The sequence below is a fragment of the Clavibacter californiensis genome (genome assembly GCF_021952865.1).
Classification (GTDB): domain Bacteria; phylum Actinomycetota; class Actinomycetes; order Actinomycetales; family Microbacteriaceae; genus Clavibacter; species Clavibacter californiensis.
Genome location: NZ_CP040792.1, coordinates 2,347,284 through 2,366,385, shown reverse-complemented (window position 1 = coordinate 2,366,385; position 19,102 = coordinate 2,347,284). Strand labels below are relative to the sequence as shown.

Genomic DNA, 19,102 nt, shown 5'->3' with positions numbered 1-19,102 from the left:
CGCATGTCACGCGTGCTCGTCCTCAACGGCCCCAACCTCGGAAGGCTCGGCAGCCGCGAGCCCGACGTGTACGGCACCGGGTCGCTCGACGACCTCCGCCGCGAGCTCGTCGCGTTCGCGCCCGACGATGTCGAGATCGACCTCAGGCAGACCGACGACGAGGCGACCCTCATCGGCTGGCTGCACGAGGCCGTCGACACGCGGACCCCCGTGATCATGAACCCCGCGGCGTTCACGCACTACTCGTACGCGCTCCGCGACGCCGCGGCGCTCGTCACGAAGGCCGGCATCACGCTTCTCGAGGTGCACATCTCGAACCCGCACGCGCGCGAGGAGTTCCGGCACACCAGCGTCATCTCGCCCGTCGCGACGGGCGTCATCGCGGGGCTCGGGCAGGGCTCGTACCTCCTGGCCCTCGCGCACGTCGTGACCGGCACCCGTTAGGCTGATCCCTCGGATCGCCACGCCGCCCGCACCGGGTCGGCCCCGGCATCCCCGTGCGGCCGCATCGACGCCGCACCTCCCGCTCGTCGAACAGGCAAGGACCCTCCCGCATGGCCTCTACCGCTGACATCAAGAACGGCGTCGTCCTCAACATGGACGGCCAGCTGTGGACCGTCATCGAGTTCCAGCACGTGAAGCCGGGCAAGGGCGGCGCGTTCGTGCGCACCAAGGTCAAGAACGTGATGAGCGGCAAGGTCGTCGACCGCACGTTCAACGCCGGCGCGAAGATCGAGACCGAGACGGTCGACCGCCGCGACTTCCAGTACCTCTACGCCGACGGCGAGAACTTCGTGTTCATGGACACGAGCGACTACGACCAGATCACGCTGTCCGCCGCGCAGGTCGGCGACGCGAAGAACTTCATGCTCGAGAACCAGGACGTCACCGTCGCGCTGCACAACGGCGAGGGCCTCTACGTCGAGCTGCCCGCGTCCGTCGTGCTCACCATCACGTACACGGAGCCGGGCCTGCAGGGCGACCGCTCGACGGGCGGCACCAAGCCCGCGACGGTCGAGACCGGGCACCAGATCCAGGTGCCGCTCTTCCTCGAGCAGGGCACGCGCGTCAAGGTGGACACCCGCACGGGCGACTACCTCGGCCGCGTCACCGACTGACCCGTGAGCGCACGCACCAAGGCGCGCAAGCGCGCCCTCGACGTCCTCTACGTCGCGGACATCCGCGGCGAGTCCATCCCCGCGACCCTCGCGGTCGAGCAGCAGCGCGCCGCGGCCGAGCCCGACCGGCAGGCGTCGTGGCAGTACGCGCGCGAGATCGCCGAGGGCTTCGTCGAGCACCAGGACGAGATCGACGAGCTCATCGAGACGTACTCGGTGAACTGGACCCTCGCCCGCATGCCCGCCGTCGATCGCGCGATCCTGCGCATCGGCATCTGGGAGATCCTCTTCAACGCCGACGTGCCCGACGGCGTCGCGATCTCGGAGAGCGTGGACCTCGCGTCGTCGCTCTCGACGGATGAGTCGGCCTCGTTCGTGAACGGCATGCTCGCGCGGATCGCGGCGACGCAGGCCTAGGCATCGCGGGGTGCGTCGCGCCACCCCGTTACCTCGCGTGACGCCACGCGACCGCGTGTGACGCGGGACGGTCCGCCGGTGCCCGGGCCGCCCTAGCGTCGGGTCATGCCCGTCACCGCATCCGCCCAGCGACCCGACCGGACGACCGCCGCGTCGCCCGCTCCCGCCCCGGATGCGACCGCGGCCTCCGCCGGCGCGGTCGAGCTCCGCGGGGTGGGGCGGTCGTTCGCCGGCGACGGATCCCGAGCCCGGCGCACGGTGCTGCGGGACGTGGACCTCGACCTCGCCGCGGGCGACGTCGTGGCCGTCCTCGGGCCGTCCGGCTGCGGGAAGTCCACGCTCCTGCGCCAGGTGAGCGGCCTCGACCGGCCCGACGCCGGATCCATCCGCATCGACGGCACTGCCGTGAGCGAGGTCGACCAGCGCTCCGCGGTCGCGTTCCAGGAGCCGCGCCTGCTGCCGTGGCGCACGATCCGCGCCAACGTCCGCCTCGGCCTGCCCCGCGACGTGCCGCGCGACGAGGGCGACGCCCGGGTGCGCGACCTGCTCGAGCTGACCGGCCTCGCCGAGGCCGCCGACCTCCGTCCCCGGCAGGTCTCCGGAGGCATGGCCCAGCGCGCCTCGCTCGCCCGCGCGCTCGCCCGGCGGCCCCGCGTCCTCGTGCTCGACGAGCCGTTCGGCGCGCTCGACGCCCTGACGCGCCTGCGCATGCAGGACCTGCTGCTCGACGTGCACGCCGCGATCCCGACCACGGTCCTCCTCGTCACGCACGACGTGGACGAGGCCCTGCACCTCGCCGACCGCGTGGTGCTGCTCGGCCCGGATCCCGCGGACGGAGCCGCGCCCGGCGCGACCGTCCGCCGCGTCCTCGAGGTGCCGGGCGCCCGCCCGCGGGACCGCGGCGACGCGACCCTCGCCGCCCTCCGCGCGGAGCTGCTCGAGGGGCTCGGCGTGCCGGGCCACCGGGCGCGCTGAGCCGGACCACCGCCACCGGCCGCACCCCCCCGGACCACCACCCGCACCACCACCCGCACCACCACCCCCGCACCACCACCCCCGCACCACCCGACACCGCACCGAGGACCCACCGTGACCCGTCTCCTGCCCCGCAGATCCCTCCCCGCCCTCGCGCTCGTGGGCGCCGCCGCGATGCTCCTCGCCGGCTGCGCCGCGGGGGAGGGCTCGTCCGTCGCGCCCGCCGCCGAGGCATCCGCGGATCCCGCCGGCTGGAGCGCCGACACGCTCACCCTCGACTGGGCGACCTACAACCCGCTCAGCCTCATCGTGAAGGACCAGGGCCTCGTGGAGAAGCGGCTCGGGTCGGACGTGAAGGTCGACTGGGTGCAGTCCGCAGGCTCGAACAAGGCCAACGAGCTGCTGCGCGCGGGAGCCGTCGACGTGGGATCCACCGCCGGATCCGCCGCGCTCCTCGCCCGGGCCAACGGCTCGCCCATCCGCACCATCGACGTGTACTCGCAGCCCGAGTGGACCGCGATCGTCGTGCCGAAGGGGTCGCCCATCACCAGCGTCGACCAGCTCCGCGGGGCCGACATCGCGGCGACGAAGGGCACGGACCCGTACTTCTTCCTGCTGCAGACGCTGGACGAGGCCGGCATCCCCGCGTCCGACGTCACCATCCAGAACCTCCAGCACGCCGACGGCCGGGCCGCGCTCGAGAACGGCTCGGTCGACGCGTGGGCCGGGCTCGACCCGCTCATGGCGGCGAGCGAGGCGGAGGCGGGATCCACTCTGCTGTACCGGAACGTCGACTTCGCGACCTACGGGTTCCTCAACGCCACGCAGTCGTTCCTCGACGCGTCGCCCGACCTCGCGCAGGCCGTCGTCGACTCCTACGAGGAGGCCCGCGCCTGGGCGGTCGACCACCCGGACGAGACCGCGGCGATCCTCGCGCAGGCCGCCGCGATCGACCCGGCCGTCGCCTCCACCGTCATCGACCGCACGAACCTCGGCGTCGACCCCGTGCCCGGCGACGCCCAGCGCGCCGTGCTGGAGCGCGTCGGCCCGATCCTCGTGGAGTCCGGCGACGTGGAGGACCAGGGGAAGGTCGACACGGCACTGGACGAGCTGTTCGAGCCGCGGTTCGCCGAGGCCGCGGACCCCGCCTCCGGATCCGCCGGATGACCGCGCTCCGGCCCGCGCGGGAGGACGTCGGCACGGGCGACCGCGCGGGCGTCGGGGCCCCGTACGACGACGGCCAGCGCGCCCGGCGCCCGGCGCCCGGCCGCGCGACCCGTGGGGTCCTCCTCCGGGTCGCCGTGGGCCTCGTCGTCCCCGTCCTGGTGGTCGGGCTCTGGGCGGTCGTGACCGCGACGGGCGCCGTGCCCGCCCACCTCCTGCCCGCGCCGCTCGACGTGGTGCGGGCCGGGGTGCAGCTGGCCGAGCAGGGGATCCTCGGGCAGTACGTCGCCATCTCGCTGCAGCGCGTGCTGCTCGGCTTCGCGCTGGGCGCCACGGTCGGCCTCGTGCTCGGCGCCGTGGTCGGCCTGTCGCGCATCGGCAGGCTCCTCCTCGCGCCCACAGCGGGCGCGTTCCGCACGGTGCCGTCGCTCGCGTGGGTGCCGCTGCTCCTGCTCTGGATGGGCATCAACGAGGACTCCAAGGTCACGCTCGTCGCCATCGGCGCGATGTTCCCGGTCTACACGACCGTCGCGGGCGCGCTCCGGCACGTGGACCCGCACCTCGTGGAGGCGGGACGCGCGTTCGGGCTGACGCGGATCCCGCTGCTCGTCACCGTGCAGCTCCCCGCCGTGCTGCCGGCCGTCGTCTCCGGCCTCCGGCTCGCGCTCGCGCAGTCGTGGCTGTTCCTCGTGGCGGCCGAGCTGCTCGCCGCGTCGATGGGGCTCGGCTACCTGCTCACGGAGTCGTCGTCCAACGGACGCGTCGACCGGGTGCTGCTGGCGATCGTGCTGCTCGCCGTGCTCGGCGCGATCACCGACGCGGTGGTCGGCCTCGTCGAGCGGGTGCTCGTGCGGCGCTGGGGCTGACCCGCCGCCTTCGTGTCGCCGCGTGACATCCCGGTTCCGGATCCCGGTCGCGCGGAACGTAGCGTCGGCGCATGACCTCCCCGCGCACCGAGCAGGCCGAGACCGCACCCGCACCCGCCGCCGACGCCCCGGGCGCCGTGGCGCACGAGCAGGCGCTCTTCCCGCCGCCCGCCGCGCTCGCCGCCGCCGCGAACGTCACGGCGGAGGCGTACGCGCGCGCCGACGCGGATCCCGTCGCCTTCTGGGAGGAGGCCGCCCGCCGCCTCGACTGGGAGACGCCGTGGGAGACGGCGCACACGTGGATCCCGCCCGTCGCCGCAGACGGCACCCCGCAGGTCCCCGCCGCCACGTGGTTCGCGGGCGGACGGCTCAACGTCGCCGCCAACTGCGTCGACCGGCACGTCGCCGCCGGCCGCGGGGAGAAGGTCGCGCTGCACTTCGAGGGCGAGCCGGGCGACCGCCGCACGGTCACCTACCGCGAGCTCCAGGACGAGGTGTCCCGCGCCGCCAACGCCCTCACGGCGCTCGGCGTCGGTCCCGGCGACCGCGTCGTGATCTACCTGCCCGTGCTCGTCGAGACGATCGTCGCGACCCTCGCGGTCGCGCGCATCGGCGCGGTGCACTCGCTCGTCTTCGGCGGCTTCTCCGCGGAGGCGCTGCGGTTCCGCGTCGAGGACACGGGCGCGAAGCTGCTCATCACGAGCGACGGGCAGAACCGTCGCGGCCAGGCGGTCGCCACCAAGCCGCAGGCCGACGAGGCCGTCGCGGGCGTCGCGTCGATCGAGCACGTGCTCGTCGTCCGCCGCACCGGGCAGGACGTGCCGTGGACCGCGGGCCGCGACGTCTGGTGGCACGACGCGGTCGGATCCGCGTCGCCCGAGCACGCACCGGAGGCCTTCGACGCCGAGCACCCGCTCTTCATCATCTACACATCCGGCACCACCGGCCGCCCCAAGGGCCTGGTGCACACGAGCGGCGGCTACCTCGCGCACGCGTCGTGGGCGCACTGGGCCCACTTCGACGCGAAGCCCGACGACGTGCACTGGTGCACGGCCGACCTCGCCTGGGTCACCGCCCACACCTACGAGATCTACGGGCCGCTCTCCAACGGGCTCACGCAGGTGATCTACGAGGGCACGCCCGACACGCCCCACCGCGGGCGGCACCTGGAGATCATCGAGCGCTACGGGGTGACGACGTACTACACCGCCCCCACGCTCATCCGCTCGCTCATGGGCTGGTTCCCCGACGGCGTCCCGGGGCACGACCTGTCGAGCATCCGGCTGCTGGGTTCCGTGGGGGAGGCCATCAACCCGGCCGCGTGGCGCTGGTTCCACCGCGAGATCGGCGGGGGATCCGCGCCCGTGGTCGACACGTGGTGGCAGTCCGAGACCGGGGCCGCCGTCATCGCCCCGCTGCCGGGCGTCTCGACCCTGAAGCCCGGCGCCGCCGGCCGCGCGCTGCCCGGGTTCCGCGTGGACGTGGTCGACGACGACGGCGAGCCCGCCGCGGACGGGGAGGGCGGCCTACTCGTGATCCAGCGCCCCTGGCCCGGCATGGCCCGCACTGTGTGGGGCGACCCGGCCCGCTACCGCAGCGCCTACTGGGAGCGGTTCGCCGACCGCGGCTGGTTCCTCGCGGGCGACGGCGCCCGGCGCGACGTCGACGGCGACGTGGCCCTGCAGGGCCGGATCGACGAGGTCGTCAACGTGTCCGGGCACCGCCTCTCCACCATCGAGATCGAGTCGGCGCTCGTAGCCCATCCGCGCGTGGGCGAGGCCGGCGTCACGGGCGTGGCCGACGAGCTCACCGGCCAGCGCGTGGTCGCGTTCGTCGTCCCGCGCGGCGACGACCGCCCCGCGGACGACGACGCCGACGGTTGGGCGGCGCTCGCCGCGGAGCTGGGGCCGGTCCTCACGACGCACGTCGCGCGCGCGATCGGGCCGGTGGCGAAGCCGCGCCGGATCGTCGCCGTGCCGGACGTGCCCAAGACGCGCTCGGGCAAGATCATGCGCCGCCTCCTCGCCGACCTCGTGGAGGGCCGACCCCTCGGCGACGCCACGAGCCTGCAGGACGCCGCCGTGCTCGGACGGATCCGCGCGGTGCTCGACGCCTCCCGCTGACGGACACCGCGGCCCGTCGAGCCGGGGACCGTGCTCCGAGGGGTGGTCCTGGCGTCGCCCGGGTGATGGGATGAGGACATGTCCATCGTCCTCACTTCCCCCGGTCCGGACGAGCTCGGTCCTGTCGTGGACGCGCTCCGGCGATGGCAGCGCGACGATGCGCCCGTTCAGCTCCACCCGGGCGACATCGGCTGGGCGGAGCGGCACGGGTCGCGTGCGGTCGCCGACGCGCTCCGCGTCTGGCGCGACGACGGCCGGATCGTGGCGATCGGGTTCCTCGACGGGCCTGGCCTCCTCCGGACGACGGTGGCGCCGCAACGGTGGTCGGACCCGGCGCTCGCCGACGTCGTGCGGGCGGACATCGCGGACCCCGAGGCCGGCGTGCTGCCCGTCGGTCGGGCATCCGTCGAGATCCCCGCGGGCACGGCACTCGACGCGGCCCTCGCCACCTCCGGCTGGTCGGCGGGCGAGGCGTGGACCCCCCTGGTGCTCGATCTCTCCGAGCCCGTTCGGATCCCGGGCGGGCTCCGCGTCGAGCGCGTCGTGCCCGGTGCCTCTTCCGCGTTCACGGCCGTCCACCGGTCCGCGTGGGCCAACGCGACCTTCACCGACGCGCAGTGGGCGACCATGGCGTCCGGCGTCACCGCCCGTCGCGCGACAGGTGCCGACACGGCGTCGATGGTGTGCCTCCTCGGCCGCGACCCCGACGGGGTGCCCGTGGCGGGAGTCACGGTCTGGTCGGCAGGGCAGGGGCGGCCTGGCCTCCTCGAGCCGATGGGCGTGCGCGCGGACCAGCGCGGGAAGGGCCACGGGAGAGCAGTCTGCCGCGCAGCAGCGGCAGCGTTGCGCGAGCTCGGCTCCTCGGCGGCCCTCGTGTGCACGCCGAGTGACCTCCGCGGCGCCGTCGCGACGTACCGCTCGGCGGGATTCGTGGCGCTGCCCGAGCGCCGGGACCGCACCCGCGCGGCGTGACGGTGACCGACGGGCCGACACCCGCTAGAGTGACCCGCGGAACAGACCACCTTTAACATCCGTCCCGAGAGGCGGGGAAGGAGGTCGGATTGCCTCAGCGCATCGTGCTGCAGCCCTCTGACATCACCCGTGCGCTCACGCGCATCGCCCACGAGATCCTCGAGTCGAACCGCGGCCCGCACGGCCTGCTGCTCCTCGGGATCCCCACCCGCGGCACCGTCCTCGCCGAGCGCATCGGCCGGATCATCGCCCGCCTCGAGCCCGAGGCCCCCGCCGACCTGGTGGGGTCGCTCGACGTCACGATGTACCGCGACGACCTGCAGCGGAACCCGACCCGCGCGCCCGCGCCCACGCGCCTGCCCTCAGGCGGCGTCGACGGCCGCACCGTCGTGCTCGTCGACGACGTGCTCTTCTCCGGCCGCACCGTGCGCGCCGCCCTCGACGCGATCGGCGACCTCGGCCGTCCCACGGCCGTGCGGCTCGCCGCGCTCGTCGACCGCGGCCACCGGGAGCTCCCCATCCGCGCCGACTTCGTGGGCAAGAACCTGCCCTCCAGCCTCGCCGAGCGGATCTTCGTCCGGCTCGAGGAGACCGACGGCGAGGAGTCGGTGAGCATCGCCGGCCCGGACGACGCGCCCGCGACGGGATCCGCCGCAGAGGGGGCGACCCCATGAGGCACCTGCTCTCCACCCGCGACCTGTCCCGCGACGAGGCGATCCACATCCTCGACGTCGCCGAGGACATGGCCGACGTCGGCACGCGCGAGATCAAGAAGACGCCCGCGCTCCGCGGGCGCACGGTCGTCAACCTCTTCTTCGAGGACTCCACCCGCACCCGCATCTCGTTCGAGGCCGCCGCCAAGCGCCTGTCGGCCGACGTCATCAACTTCAGCGCGAAGGGGTCGAGCGTCTCCAAGGGCGAGAGCCTCAAGGACACCGCGCAGACGCTGCAGGCGATGGGCGCCGACGGCGTGGTCGTCCGGCACCCGTCGTCGGGCGCGCCGCACACGCTCGCCGGCAGCGGCTGGATCGACGCCGGGATCGTCAACGCGGGCGACGGCACGCACGAGCACCCCACGCAGGCGCTGCTCGACGCGTTCACCATCCGCCGCAGGCTGCACGGATCCGCCGCGCGGGGCAAGGGGCTCGACGGCACGCGCGTCGTCATCGTCGGCGACGTGCTGCACTCCCGCGTCGCCCGCTCGAACGCGTGGCTGCTCACGACGCTCGGCGCCGAGGTCACGCTCGTCGCACCGCCCACGCTCGTGCCGGTGGGCGTCGGATCCTGGCCCGTCACGGTGCGGTACGACCTCGACGCGGCGCTCGTCGAGGGCGCGCCCGACGCCGTGATGATGCTCCGCATCCAGGCCGAGCGCATGCGCGCCGCCTTCTTCCCGAACCCGCGCGAGTACGCGCGCATCTGGGGCCTCGACGACGCGCGGCTCGCGCTCCTCGGGGCCGATACGATCGTCATGCACCCGGGGCCCATGAACCGCGGGCTCGAGATATCCGCCGCCGCCGCCGACTCGGAGAGGTCCACGGTGCGCGAGCAGGTCGCCAACGGCGTCTCGGTGCGCATGGCCGTCCTCTACCTCCTGCTGTCCGGCGACGGGAAGGCCGACCGATGACCCAGAACGACACGAACCCCGACGACACCCACCTGATCCGCGGCGCGACCCTGCCGTCGGGCGAGCGGGCCGACATCCTCGTCGCCGACGGGCTGATCCGCGAGATCGGCCCCGACCTCGAGACACCCGCCGGTGCCCACGTGATCGAGGCCGACGGCCTCGTCGCGCTGCCCGGACTCGTCGACCTGCACGTGCACCTGCGCGAGCCCGGCTACGAGCAGAGCGAGACCGTGCTCACGGGATCCCGCGCCGCGGCCCTCGGCGGCTTCACGGCGGTCTTCGCGATGGCCAACACGATGCCCGTGCAGGACACCGCGGGCGTGGTCGAGCAGGTCAAGGCGCTCGGCGACGCGGCCGGCTACGCGACCGTGCGCCCCATCGGCGCGGTGTCGGTGGGCCTGGCCGGCGAGTCGATGGCGGAGATCGGCGCGATGGCCTCCAGCCGCGCCGCCGTCCGCGTCTTCTCCGACGACGGCAAGTGCGTCTCCGACCCGCTGCTCATGCGCCGCGCCCTCGAGTACGTGAAGGCGTTCGACGGCGTCATCGCGCAGCACGCGCAGGACCCGCGGCTCACCGAGGGCGCCACCATGAACGAGGGCGCGCTGTCCGGCGAGCTCGGCATCACGGGCTGGCCCGCGGTCGCCGAGGAGTCGATCATCGCGCGCGACGTCCTGCTCGCCGAGCACGTGGGATCCCGCCTCCACGTCTGCCACGTCTCCACCGCCGGCTCCGTCGACGTGATCCGCTGGGCCAAGGCGCGCGGCGTCGACGTCACGGCCGAGGTCACGCCGCACCACCTCCTCCTCACCGAGGACCTGGTCGCGGGCTACGACGCGCGCTACAAGGTCAACCCGCCGCTGCGCCGCCGCGAGGACGTCGAGGCCCTCCGCGCCGCCCTCGCCGACGGCACGATCGACGTGGTCGCGACCGACCACGCGCCGCACCCGACGGAGGCTAAGGACTGCGAGTGGGACGCGGCCGCGTTCGGCATGGTCGGCCTCGAGTCGGCGCTCTCCGTGGTGCAGCTCGCCATGGTCGACACCGGCCTGATCGACTGGGCCGGCGTCGCGCGCGTCATGTCGCACGCGCCCGCGCGCATCGGCCGCCTCGCCGAGCACGGGCACGCCGTGGCCGGCGGATCCCCGGCCGACATCACGCTCTACGACCCGTCCGCGTCGCGCGTCTTCGGGCGCGACGACCTCGGCGGGCTCAGCGGCAACTCGCCCTACCTCGAGATGACGCTGCCCGGCCGCGTCGTCGCGACCTTCCACCGCGGATACCCGACCGTGCTCGACGGCGCGCTCGTCGACCGCGAGACCGTCGCCCGCGCCGCCGTCCTCCGCGACCGCGCGGACGCCGACGCACGCGACGCGGCGACCTCGGCCGGCGTCCCGGAGGCGCGCGCATGAGCGGCCGCCTCGTGCCCGCGATCACGGTGATCGCGCTCCTCGTCCTGCTGCTCGCGCTCATGGTGCTCGGCTGGCGCGCGCGCCGACGACGCCAGCGCGCGCTGCCCGAGCCGCCGCGCCCGCCCGCCGGGCTCGGCGCGCCGACGCTCGAGGTCGACGTGCTCTACGTCGCCACGACCACAGCGGGGGAGCCGCTCGACCGGCTGACCGTGGCGCCCCTCGGCTTCCGCGGTCGCGCGGCTGCGCGGGTGCACGACGCGGGCCTCGTGCTCGCGATCGACGGCGAGCGCGAGGTGCTCGTGCCCGCCGACCGCATCACGGGATCCGGGCTCGCGACCTATGCGATCGACCGCGTCGTGGAGGAGGGCGGCCTGGTGGCCGTCACCTGGATCCTCGACGCGGCGGCCGGGACCTCGGTCGACACGTACATCCGGGTGATCGACCCGCGCGAGAAGACCGCGCTCGTCGACGCCCTCCACCACATCACGCGCCCTGCGCACGACGACGACAACGAAGGGAAGTGACCGACATGGCCCGACACGAACCGGCGGTCCTGGTGCTCGAGGACGGACGGAGGTACGTCGGACGCGCGTACGGCGCCCGCGGCGTGACCCTCGGCGAGGCCGTCTTCGCGACCGGCATGACCGGCTACCAGGAGACCATCACCGACCCGTCCTACGCGGGCCAGATCGTCCTCCAGACGGCGCCGCACATCGGCAACACCGGCATGAACGACGACGACATGGAGTCCCGCCGCATCTGGGTCGCCGGCTACGTCGTCCGCGACCCCTCTCGCGTGGTCTCCAACTTCCGCGGGCAGCGCACGCTCGAGGACGACCTGGTCGCGCAGGGCGTGGTCGGCATCTCCGGCATCGACACGCGCGCGATCACCCGCCGGATCCGAGACGAGGGCGCCATGCGCGCCGGCGTCTTCTCCGGTGACGCCTTCGCGCTCGGCGACGAGGAGCAGCTCGCGCAGGTCCGGCAGGCGCCGGACATGGCGGGCCGCAACCTCTCCGCCGAGGTCTCCACGCAGGAGACGTACACGATCCCCGCGGAAGGGCCCCGCATCGGATCCGTCGCGGTGCTCGACCTCGGGATCAAGACCGCCACGGTGAAGCACCTCGCGGCCCGCGGCCTCGACGTGCACGTCGTGCCGCAGTCGATCACCACCCAGGAGCTCGAGGAGCTCGCGCCCACGGCGGTCTTCTACTCGAACGGCCCCGGCGACCCCGAGGCCTCCCAGTACCACGTGGAGCTCCTGCAGGACGTCCTCCGAAAGGGCATCCCGTTCTTCGGGATCTGCTTCGGCAACCAGCTCCTCGGCCGCGCCCTCGGGTTCGACACCTACAAGCTGCCGTTCGGCCACCGCGGGATCAACCAGCCCGTGCTCGACCGCCGCACCGGCCGCGTCGAGATCACGAGCCAGAACCACGGCTTCGCGGTCTCCGCGCCGCTCGACGGCCCCGTGGACAGCCCCGCCGGCTTCGGCCGCGCCGAGGTCAGCCACGTCTCGCTCAACGACCAGGTGGTCGAGGGGCTCAACTGCCTCGACATCCCCGCCTTCAGCGTGCAGTACCACCCGGAGGCGGCCGCGGGTCCCCACGACTCGTCCTACCTCTTCGACCGGTTCATCGAGCTGATCCACGACGCGTCGGGCACCGCCCCCGCCGCCGCGACCCCCCAGGAGACCGTGTAATGCCCAAGCGCGACGACATCAACAGCGTCCTCGTCATCGGCTCCGGGCCGATCGTCATCGGCCAGGCCGCCGAGTTCGACTACTCCGGCACCCAGGCCTGCCGGGTGCTGCGTGAGGAGGGCGTGCGCGTCATCCTCGTGAACTCGAACCCCGCCACGATCATGACCGACCCGGACTTCGCCGACGCGACCTACATCGAGCCGATCACGAGCGAGGTGCTCGAGAAGATCATCATCAAGGAGCGCCCCGACGCGGTGCTCCCGACGCTCGGCGGCCAGACGGCGCTGAACGCGGCCATCCGCCTCGACGAGCTCGGCATCCTCGCCAAGCACGGCGTCGAGCTCATCGGCGCGAAGGTCGAGGCGATCCAGAAGGGCGAGGACCGGCAGCTCTTCAAGGACCTCGTCATCGAGTCCGGTGCCGACGTCGCCCGCTCGCACGTCGCCAAGACGCTCGAGCAGGCCGTGGAGTTCGCCGAGGACCTCGGCTACCCGCTCGTGATCCGCCCGTCCTTCACCATGGGCGGCCTCGGCTCCGGCTTCGCGCACACACGCCAGGAGCTGGAGCGCATGGTCGCCGACGGCCTGCAGTCGAGCCCCACGACCGAGGTGCTCCTCGAGGAGTCGATCCTCGGCTGGAAGGAGTACGAGCTCGAGCTCATGCGCGACACCGCCGACAACACGGTCGTCGTCTGCTCCATCGAGAACGTCGACCCGGTCGGCGTGCACACGGGCGACTCGATCACGGTCGCGCCGGCCCTCACGCTCACCGACCGCGAGTACCAGCACATGCGCGACATCGGCATCGACATCATCCGCCGGGTGGGCGTCGACACGGGCGGCTGCAACATCCAGTTCGCGGTGGACCCCGCCGACGGCCGCCTCATCGTCATCGAGATGAACCCGCGCGTCTCCCGCTCCAGCGCCCTCGCGTCGAAGGCGACGGGCTTCCCCATCGCCAAGATCGCGGCGAAGCTCGCCATCGGCTACCGCCTCGACGAGATCCCCAACGACATCACCAAGGTCACGCCCGCGAGCTTCGAGCCCACGCTCGACTACGTGGTCGTGAAGGTGCCGCGCTTCGCGTTCGAGAAGTTCCCGGCCGCGGACGCCGAGCTCACCACGACCATGAAGTCGGTCGGCGAGGCCATGGCCATCGGCCGCAACTACTCCACCGCGCTGCAGAAGGCGCTGCGCTCGCTCGAGAAGCGCGGATCCTCCTTCCACTGGGGCCCCGAGACCCGCTCGGTCGACGAGCTGCTCGAGACGAGCCGCACGCCCACCGACGGCCGCATCGTCACGGTGCAGCAGGCGCTGCGCGCGGGCGCCACGGCGGAGCAGGTCTTCGACGCCACGAAGATCGACCCCTGGTTCATCGACCAGATCGTGCTCATCAACGAGGTCGCCGACGCCGTGCGCGACGCAGGCTCCCTCGACGCCGACACGCTCCGCGAGGCGAAGGACCACGGCTTCTCGGACGCGCAGATCGCCGAGATCCGCGGCCTCACCGAGCAGGAGGTGCGCGACGCGCGCCACGCGGCCGACATCCGCCCCGTCTACAAGACGGTCGACACGTGCGCGGGCGAGTTCCCCGCGCTCACGCCGTACCACTACTCCAGCTACGACTCCGAGACGGAGATCGTGCCGTCCGAGCGCCGCAAGGTGATCATCCTGGGCTCGGGCCCGAACCGCATCGGCCAGGGCATCGAGTTCGACTACTCGTGCGTGCACGCGTCCTTCGCGCTGGCGGACGCCGGGTTCGAGACCATCATGATCAACTGCAACCCGGAGACGGTCTCCACCGACTACGACACGAGCGACCGGCTCTACTTCGAGCCGCTCACGCTCGAGGACGTGCTCGAGATCGTGCACGTCGAGCAGCAGGCGGGCGAGCTCGTCGGCGTCGTCGTGCAGCTCGGCGGCCAGACCGCGCTCGGGCTCGCCAAGGGCCTCGAGGCCGCGGGCGTCCCGATCCTCGGCACGAGCCCGTCGGCCATCGACCTCGCGGAGGAGCGGGGCCTGTTCTCCGGGATCCTCGACGCCGCTGGCCTCGTCGCGCCGCGCAACGGCACCGCGGTCGCGATCGACGAGGCCGTGGTCGTCGCGGAGGGGATCGGCTACCCCGTCCTCGTCCGCCCGAGCTACGTGCTCGGCGGCCGCGGCATGGAGATCGTCTTCGACACCGCCACGCTGCACGACTACTTCCTGCGCATGGCCGACCAGGGGATCATCGGCGAGGGCAAGCCCCTCCTCATCGACCGGTTCCTCGACGACGCCATCGAGATCGACATCGACGCGATCTACGACGGCACCGAGCTGTACGTCGGCGGCGTCATGGAGCACATCGAGGAGGCCGGGATCCACTCGGGCGACTCGAGCTGCACGCTCCCGCCCGTGACCCTCGGCCGCGGCCAGATCCAGCAGGTCGTCGACGCGACGCGCGCCATCGCCGAGGGCGTGGGCGTGCGCGGCCTCCTCAACGTGCAGTTCGCGATCGGCGCGGGCGTGCTCTACGTCCTCGAGGCGAACCCGCGCGCGAGCCGCACGGTGCCGTTCGTCTCCAAGGCGCTCGGCATCCCGCTCGCGAAGGCCGCGTCGCTCGTCATGGTCGGCACGTCCATCGCCGAGCTGAAGTCGTCCGGGCTCCTGCCCGAGCGCGACGGATCCGACGTCCCGATGGACTCGCCCGTCGCCGTGAAGGAGGCCGTGCTGCCCTTCAAGCGGTTCCGCACGAAGGACGGCCTCATCGTCGACTCCGTGCTCGGCCCGGAGATGCGCTCCACCGGCGAGGTCATGGGCATCGACCGCGACTTCCCGCGCGCGTTCGCGAAGAGCCAGGAGGCGGCGTTCGGCGGCCTCCCGCTCTCGGGCACGGTGTTCGTCTCGGTCGCCGACCGCGACAAGCGCTCGATCGTGCTGCCGGTGCTCCGCCTCCAGCAGCTCGGCTTCGAGGTGCTGGCGACCGCGGGCACGGCGGAGATCCTCAGCCGCAACGGGATCCAGGCGCGCGTCGTCCGCAAGTACAGCGAGGAGCCCGCCGCGGGAGACTCGCCGTCGATCGTGGACCTGATCAACCGGGACGAGGTGGACGTCGTCATCAACACCCCGTCGGGCCGCACGGCGCGCGCGGACGGCTACGAGATCCGCGCGGCGGCCGTCGCGGCCGACAAGGCGCTGTTCACGACCATCGCGCAGCTCACCGCGGCGGTCGCGTCCTTCGACGCCATCCGCGCGGGCTTCGACGTGACGAGCCTGCAGGACTACGCGATCGCCCGCGAGGCCCGCAGGTGACGACCGCGGACGGCGGGGCGGTTCCCGACGCCCCGTCGTTCGGCGCGCGGCTGGCCTGCACGTTCCGCGCGCACGGGCACCTCTGCGTCGGCATAGACCCGCACCGTCCGCTGCTCGACGCCTGGGGCCTCGGCGACGACGCGCGCGGCCTCGAGGAGTTCGGCCTCCGCGTGGTCGAGGCGACCGCGGGGCGGGCCGGCATCGTCAAGCCGCAGGTCGCGTTCTTCGAGCGCCACGGATCCGCCGGCTACGTCGCCCTCGAGCGCGTGCTCGCCGCGGCGCGCGACGCCGGCCTCCTCGTCATCGCGGACGCCAAGCGCGGCGACATCGGCTCCACGGTCGACGCGTACGGCGCCGCCTGGCTCGCGCCCGACAGCCCGCTGCGCGCCGACGCCGTCACCCTCACGGCGTACACGGGCGTCGGATCCCTCGACGGCGTGCGCACCGCCGCGGACGGCTGGGGCGCGGGCGTCTTCGTGCTCGCCGCGACCTCCAACCCGGAGGCGCGCGACCTGCAGCGCGCCGTGCTCCCCGGCGACGGATCCGCGGCCGCCCGCACCGTCGCCCGCGGGATCCAGGACGCGGCCGTCGCCGCGAACGGCCCGCTCGACGACCCGTCGGCCGATCCCGGGTCCTTCGGGCTCGTCGTCGGAGCGACCGTCGACGCCGCCGACGCCGGGCTCGACCTCGCGCGGCTCCTCCGCACCCCGATCCTCGCGCCCGGCTTCGGCCACCAGGGCGCGCTGCTGGGCGACGTCCGGAAGCTGTTCGGCCCGGCCGCCGGCGTTGTGATCGCGGCCGCGTCGCGGAGTATCCTCACGGCAGGGCCACGGGGTGTCGCGGAGGCCGTCACCGACCACGCCGGACGACTCGAAGAGGTGCTGCCATGAGGCCCGAACCACCCGAGGTCGACCGGGTCGCCGCGTCGCAGGCCGCCGTCGCCGCCCGCCGCGCACGCGCGCAGGTGAAGCACGACATCGTCGCGGGGGAGCGCACCCCGCTCGGCGTCCTCGACGCGTCCGCGGATCCCGCGCACCGCGCCGAGGCCACGCTCCGCGTCACCGAGTTCCTCACGAGCATCCCGAACATCGGCCCCACCAAGCTCGAGCGGATCCTCGGCGACCTCGGCATCTCCACCGCCAAGCGCCTCGGCGGCCTCGGCGTCCACCAGCGCGTGCGCCTCACCCGCTTCCTCGAGGAGTGGCAGGCCGCGAAGCAGATCGTCGAGCCCAGCCGGCTCGTGGTGCTCGCGGGACCCACCGCGGTGGGCAAGGGCACCGTCTCCACCTTCATCCGCGAGAACGAGCCGGACGTGCTGCTCTCCGTCTCCGCCACCACGCGCGCGCCGCGTCCCGGCGAGGTCGAGGGCGTCAACTACTTCTTCGTGTCGGACGCCGAGTTCGACCGCATGGTCGAGCAGCACGAGCTCCTCGAGTGGGCCACGGTGCACAACGCGCACCGCTACGGCACGCCGCGCGCGCCCATCGACGCCGCGCTGGCCGAGGGCAGGAGCGTGCTGCTGGAGATCGACATCCAGGGCGCGCGCCAGGTGAAGGCCGCGATGCCCGAGGCGCGGCTCGTGTTCCTGCTGCCGCCCACCTGGGAGGAGCTCGTGCGCCGCCTGGTCGGTCGCGGCACCGAGGGACCCGAGGAGCAGCAGCGCAGGCTGGACACCGCGAAGGTCGAGCTGGCCGCCCAGGACGAGTTCGACCACCTCGTCGTCAACCGCGATGTCGCGGAGGCGGCGCGCGAGGTCGTAGACTTGATGATATCCCGGAAGGCCGTCGGTCCATGACACGGACCAGTGCGGCCTTCTTCCATGCAATGAGGAAGCGGCACATCCATGGTTGACAAGACCCAGGGCATCATCGACCCGCCCATCGACGAGCTCCTCTCGAAGGTCGACTCGAAGTACGCGCTCGTGATCTTCGCCTCCAAGCGGGCCCGCCAGATCAACGACTACTACGCCGACCTGCACGAGGGCAGCCTGTTCGACAACGTCGGACCGCTCGTCGACAGCACCATCGACGACAAGCCCCTCTCGGTCGCGATGCACGAGATCAACGAGGACAAGCTCGTCGCCACCCCCATCGTGGAGCCCGCGGCCTCCTAGCCGCCCGCTGTCCCGGATGCCCCGCGCCGACCGCACGCCGCACGCCCTCCCCGCCCTCGAGCCCCGGAGCGCCGCTGCGTGATGGTCGTCGTGGGGATCACGGGCGGCATCGCGGCCTACAAGGCCGTCGGCGTGGTCCGGGGCCTCGTGCTCCTCGGCCACGACGTGCACGTCGTGCCCACCGAGGCGGCGCTCCGGTTCGTCGGGAAGCCCACGCTCGAGGCCGTCAGCCGGAACCCGGTGACGAGCGACCTCTACGACGGGGTGTCCGAGGTCCGCCACGTGGCGCTCGGCCAGAAGGCCGACCTCATCGTCGTCGCCCCCGCCACCGCGCACACGCTCGCGACCATGGCCCTCGGCCTGTCGGACGACCTGCTCGGCACCACGATCCTCGCCAGCCGTGCGCCCCTCGTCGTCGCCCCCGCGATGCACACCGAGATGTGGCAGCACCCGGCGACGCAGGCCAACGCGGCCCTCCTGCGCTCCCGCGGCGCCACGCTCGTCGGCCCCACATCGGGCCGGCTCACCGGCACGGACTCCGGGCCCGGCCGCATGGCCGAGGTGGAGGACGTGCTCGCCGCGGCCCTCGCCGCCGTCCGTCCGGGGGGCCGCGACCTCGAGGGCCGCCGCGTCCTCGTGTCCGCGGGCGGCACGCGCGAGCCGCTGGATCCCGTGCGCTTCCTCGGCAACCGGTCCTCCGGTCGGCAGGGCGTCGCGCTGGCAGTCGCCGCGCGCGACCGCGGCGCCGACGTCGTGCTCGTCGCCGCGCACCTCGAGGTGCCCGCGCCCGCCGGCGTCCGCGTGGTGCCGGTCTCGACCGCGCTCGAGCTGTCCGACGCGATGCTCCGCGAGGCGGACGGCGCCGACGTCGTGATCATGGCCGCGGCCGTCGCCGACTACCGGCCCGTCGCCGTGTCCGCGGGCAAGATCACGAAGGAGGAGGCGGGCGACGCGCTGACCGTCGAGCTCGTGCGGAACCCCGACATCCTGCAGCGGCTCGCGTCCGACGCGGCCGTGCCGCGCGCCGACGGCACCCGCCGCCTGGTCGTGGGCTTCGCGGCGGAGACCGAGGAGGACCCAGCCGAGCGGCTCAGGATCGGCCGCGCGAAGCTCGCGCGGAAGGGCTGCGACCTCCTCGTCCTCAACAGGGTCGGGTGGTCCGAGGGGTTCGCCACGGAGGGCAACACGATCACGGTGCTCGACAGGTCCGGCGATACACTTGCCGAGGCCTCCGGCTCCAAGGAGCAGGTCGCCCATCGAATTCTCGACGTAGTGGGCTCGCCGGCGCCGCAGTAGCGAACGGCGCGCGACCACGCGATCCCCCTGGAG

Annotated in this window: 18 protein-coding genes; all 18 read left to right on the top strand. The window is 73.4% G+C overall.

Going from position 1 to position 19,102, the window contains the following annotated elements:
• Positions 1-3: 3 nt before the first annotated feature.
• The 18 genes from FGD68_RS11410 to coaBC all read left to right on the top strand — a co-directional run bounded on the left by FGD68_RS11410 (position 4) and on the right by coaBC (position 19,069).
• Positions 4-444: a type II 3-dehydroquinate dehydratase gene (locus FGD68_RS11410; RefSeq protein ID WP_043586584.1), complete on the top strand. Its 441-nt coding sequence runs from the start codon at positions 4-6 to the stop codon at positions 442-444.
• 110 nt (positions 445-554) lie between these two features.
• Positions 555-1,118 (top strand): elongation factor P, encoded by a 564-nt coding sequence (gene efp, locus FGD68_RS11405; protein ID WP_012038481.1) that lies wholly within the window; start codon positions 555-557, stop codon positions 1,116-1,118.
• Between the two features lie 3 nt (positions 1,119-1,121).
• Positions 1,122-1,535 (top strand): transcription antitermination factor NusB, encoded by a 414-nt coding sequence (gene nusB / locus FGD68_RS11400; protein ID WP_043586586.1) that lies wholly within the window; start codon positions 1,122-1,124, stop codon positions 1,533-1,535.
• Between the two features lie 105 nt (positions 1,536-1,640).
• Complete coding sequence (locus FGD68_RS11395; RefSeq protein ID WP_237609455.1) at positions 1,641-2,510, top strand: ABC transporter ATP-binding protein; 870 nt, start codon at positions 1,641-1,643, stop codon at positions 2,508-2,510.
• 114 nt (positions 2,511-2,624) lie between these two features.
• A complete protein-coding gene (locus FGD68_RS11390; RefSeq protein ID WP_119373873.1) occupies positions 2,625-3,677 on the top strand; it encodes an aliphatic sulfonate ABC transporter substrate-binding protein in 1,053 nt (350 codons plus the stop codon).
• Positions 3,674-4,540: an ABC transporter permease gene (locus FGD68_RS11385; protein ID WP_237609454.1), complete on the top strand. Its 867-nt coding sequence runs from the start codon at positions 3,674-3,676 to the stop codon at positions 4,538-4,540. The genes FGD68_RS11390 and FGD68_RS11385 overlap by 4 nt, the downstream gene beginning before the upstream one ends.
• A gap of 71 nt (positions 4,541-4,611) precedes the next feature.
• Positions 4,612-6,663 (top strand): acetate--CoA ligase, encoded by a 2,052-nt coding sequence (acs, locus tag FGD68_RS11380; protein ID WP_237609453.1) that lies wholly within the window; start codon positions 4,612-4,614, stop codon positions 6,661-6,663.
• A 78-nt stretch (positions 6,664-6,741) separates the two neighbouring features.
• Positions 6,742-7,635, top strand: coding sequence for a GNAT family N-acetyltransferase (locus tag FGD68_RS11375; protein ID WP_119373500.1), 894 nt, complete (start codon positions 6,742-6,744; stop codon positions 7,633-7,635).
• 89 nt (positions 7,636-7,724) lie between these two features.
• A complete protein-coding gene (gene pyrR, locus FGD68_RS11370; protein WP_119373501.1) occupies positions 7,725-8,309 on the top strand; it encodes a bifunctional pyr operon transcriptional regulator/uracil phosphoribosyltransferase PyrR in 585 nt (194 codons plus the stop codon).
• Complete coding sequence (locus FGD68_RS11365; protein ID WP_119373502.1) at positions 8,306-9,262, top strand: aspartate carbamoyltransferase catalytic subunit; 957 nt, start codon at positions 8,306-8,308, stop codon at positions 9,260-9,262. Before pyrR ends, FGD68_RS11365 begins: the two co-directional genes overlap by 4 nt.
• Positions 9,259-10,671 (top strand): dihydroorotase, encoded by a 1,413-nt coding sequence (locus FGD68_RS11360; protein WP_237609452.1) that lies wholly within the window; start codon positions 9,259-9,261, stop codon positions 10,669-10,671. Before FGD68_RS11365 ends, FGD68_RS11360 begins: the two co-directional genes overlap by 4 nt.
• On the top strand, positions 10,668-11,195 hold the full coding sequence (locus tag FGD68_RS11355) for a PH-like domain-containing protein (RefSeq protein WP_237609451.1): 528 nt from the start codon (positions 10,668-10,670) through the stop codon (positions 11,193-11,195). Before FGD68_RS11360 ends, FGD68_RS11355 begins: the two co-directional genes overlap by 4 nt.
• Positions 11,196-11,200: 5 nt before the next feature.
• Entirely contained in the window at positions 11,201-12,370 is a 1,170-nt protein-coding gene (carA, locus tag FGD68_RS11350) for a glutamine-hydrolyzing carbamoyl-phosphate synthase small subunit (protein WP_182480936.1), read from the top strand.
• Entirely contained in the window at positions 12,370-15,660 is a 3,291-nt protein-coding gene (carB, locus tag FGD68_RS11345; protein WP_119373316.1) for a carbamoyl-phosphate synthase large subunit, read from the top strand. The genes carA and carB overlap by 1 nt, the downstream gene beginning before the upstream one ends.
• Complete coding sequence (pyrF, locus tag FGD68_RS11340; protein WP_237609450.1) at positions 15,657-16,550, top strand: orotidine-5'-phosphate decarboxylase; 894 nt, start codon at positions 15,657-15,659, stop codon at positions 16,548-16,550. The genes carB and pyrF overlap by 4 nt, the downstream gene beginning before the upstream one ends.
• On the top strand, positions 16,547-17,455 hold the full coding sequence (gene gmk, locus FGD68_RS11335; protein WP_119373724.1) for a guanylate kinase: 909 nt from the start codon (positions 16,547-16,549) through the stop codon (positions 17,453-17,455). Before pyrF ends, gmk begins: the two co-directional genes overlap by 4 nt.
• Positions 17,456-17,503: 48 nt before the next feature.
• Complete coding sequence (gene rpoZ / locus FGD68_RS11330) at positions 17,504-17,773, top strand: DNA-directed RNA polymerase subunit omega (RefSeq protein WP_012038467.1); 270 nt, start codon at positions 17,504-17,506, stop codon at positions 17,771-17,773.
• A gap of 78 nt (positions 17,774-17,851) precedes the next feature.
• A complete protein-coding gene (gene coaBC / locus FGD68_RS11325; RefSeq protein WP_237609449.1) occupies positions 17,852-19,069 on the top strand; it encodes a bifunctional phosphopantothenoylcysteine decarboxylase/phosphopantothenate--cysteine ligase CoaBC in 1,218 nt (405 codons plus the stop codon).
• Positions 19,070-19,102: the final 33 nt, after the last annotated feature.

Excerpts from the sequence above, each read along its gene's own strand:
- FGD68_RS11395 (WP_237609455.1), top strand. The coding sequence starts at position 1,641 with ATGCCCGTCACCGCATCCGCCCAGCGACCCGACCGGACGACCGCCGCG.
- FGD68_RS11360 (WP_237609452.1), top strand. The coding sequence starts at position 9,259 with ATGACCCAGAACGACACGAACCCCGACGACACCCACCTGATCCGCGGC.
- FGD68_RS11375 (WP_119373500.1), top strand. The coding sequence starts at position 6,742 with ATGTCCATCGTCCTCACTTCCCCCGGTCCGGACGAGCTCGGTCCTGTC.
- FGD68_RS11410 (WP_043586584.1), top strand. The coding sequence starts at position 4 with ATGTCACGCGTGCTCGTCCTCAACGGCCCCAACCTCGGAAGGCTCGGC.
- carA (WP_182480936.1), top strand. The coding sequence starts at position 11,201 with ATGGCCCGACACGAACCGGCGGTCCTGGTGCTCGAGGACGGACGGAGG.
- acs (WP_237609453.1), top strand. The coding sequence starts at position 4,612 with ATGACCTCCCCGCGCACCGAGCAGGCCGAGACCGCACCCGCACCCGCC.
- efp (WP_012038481.1), top strand. The coding sequence starts at position 555 with ATGGCCTCTACCGCTGACATCAAGAACGGCGTCGTCCTCAACATGGAC.
- FGD68_RS11355 (WP_237609451.1), top strand. The coding sequence starts at position 10,668 with ATGAGCGGCCGCCTCGTGCCCGCGATCACGGTGATCGCGCTCCTCGTC.
- gmk (WP_119373724.1), top strand. The coding sequence starts at position 16,547 with ATGAGGCCCGAACCACCCGAGGTCGACCGGGTCGCCGCGTCGCAGGCC.
- rpoZ (WP_012038467.1), top strand. The coding sequence starts at position 17,504 with ATGGTTGACAAGACCCAGGGCATCATCGACCCGCCCATCGACGAGCTC.
- FGD68_RS11365 (WP_119373502.1), top strand. The coding sequence starts at position 8,306 with ATGAGGCACCTGCTCTCCACCCGCGACCTGTCCCGCGACGAGGCGATC.
- carB (WP_119373316.1), top strand. The coding sequence starts at position 12,370 with ATGCCCAAGCGCGACGACATCAACAGCGTCCTCGTCATCGGCTCCGGG.
- FGD68_RS11385 (WP_237609454.1), top strand. The coding sequence starts at position 3,674 with ATGACCGCGCTCCGGCCCGCGCGGGAGGACGTCGGCACGGGCGACCGC.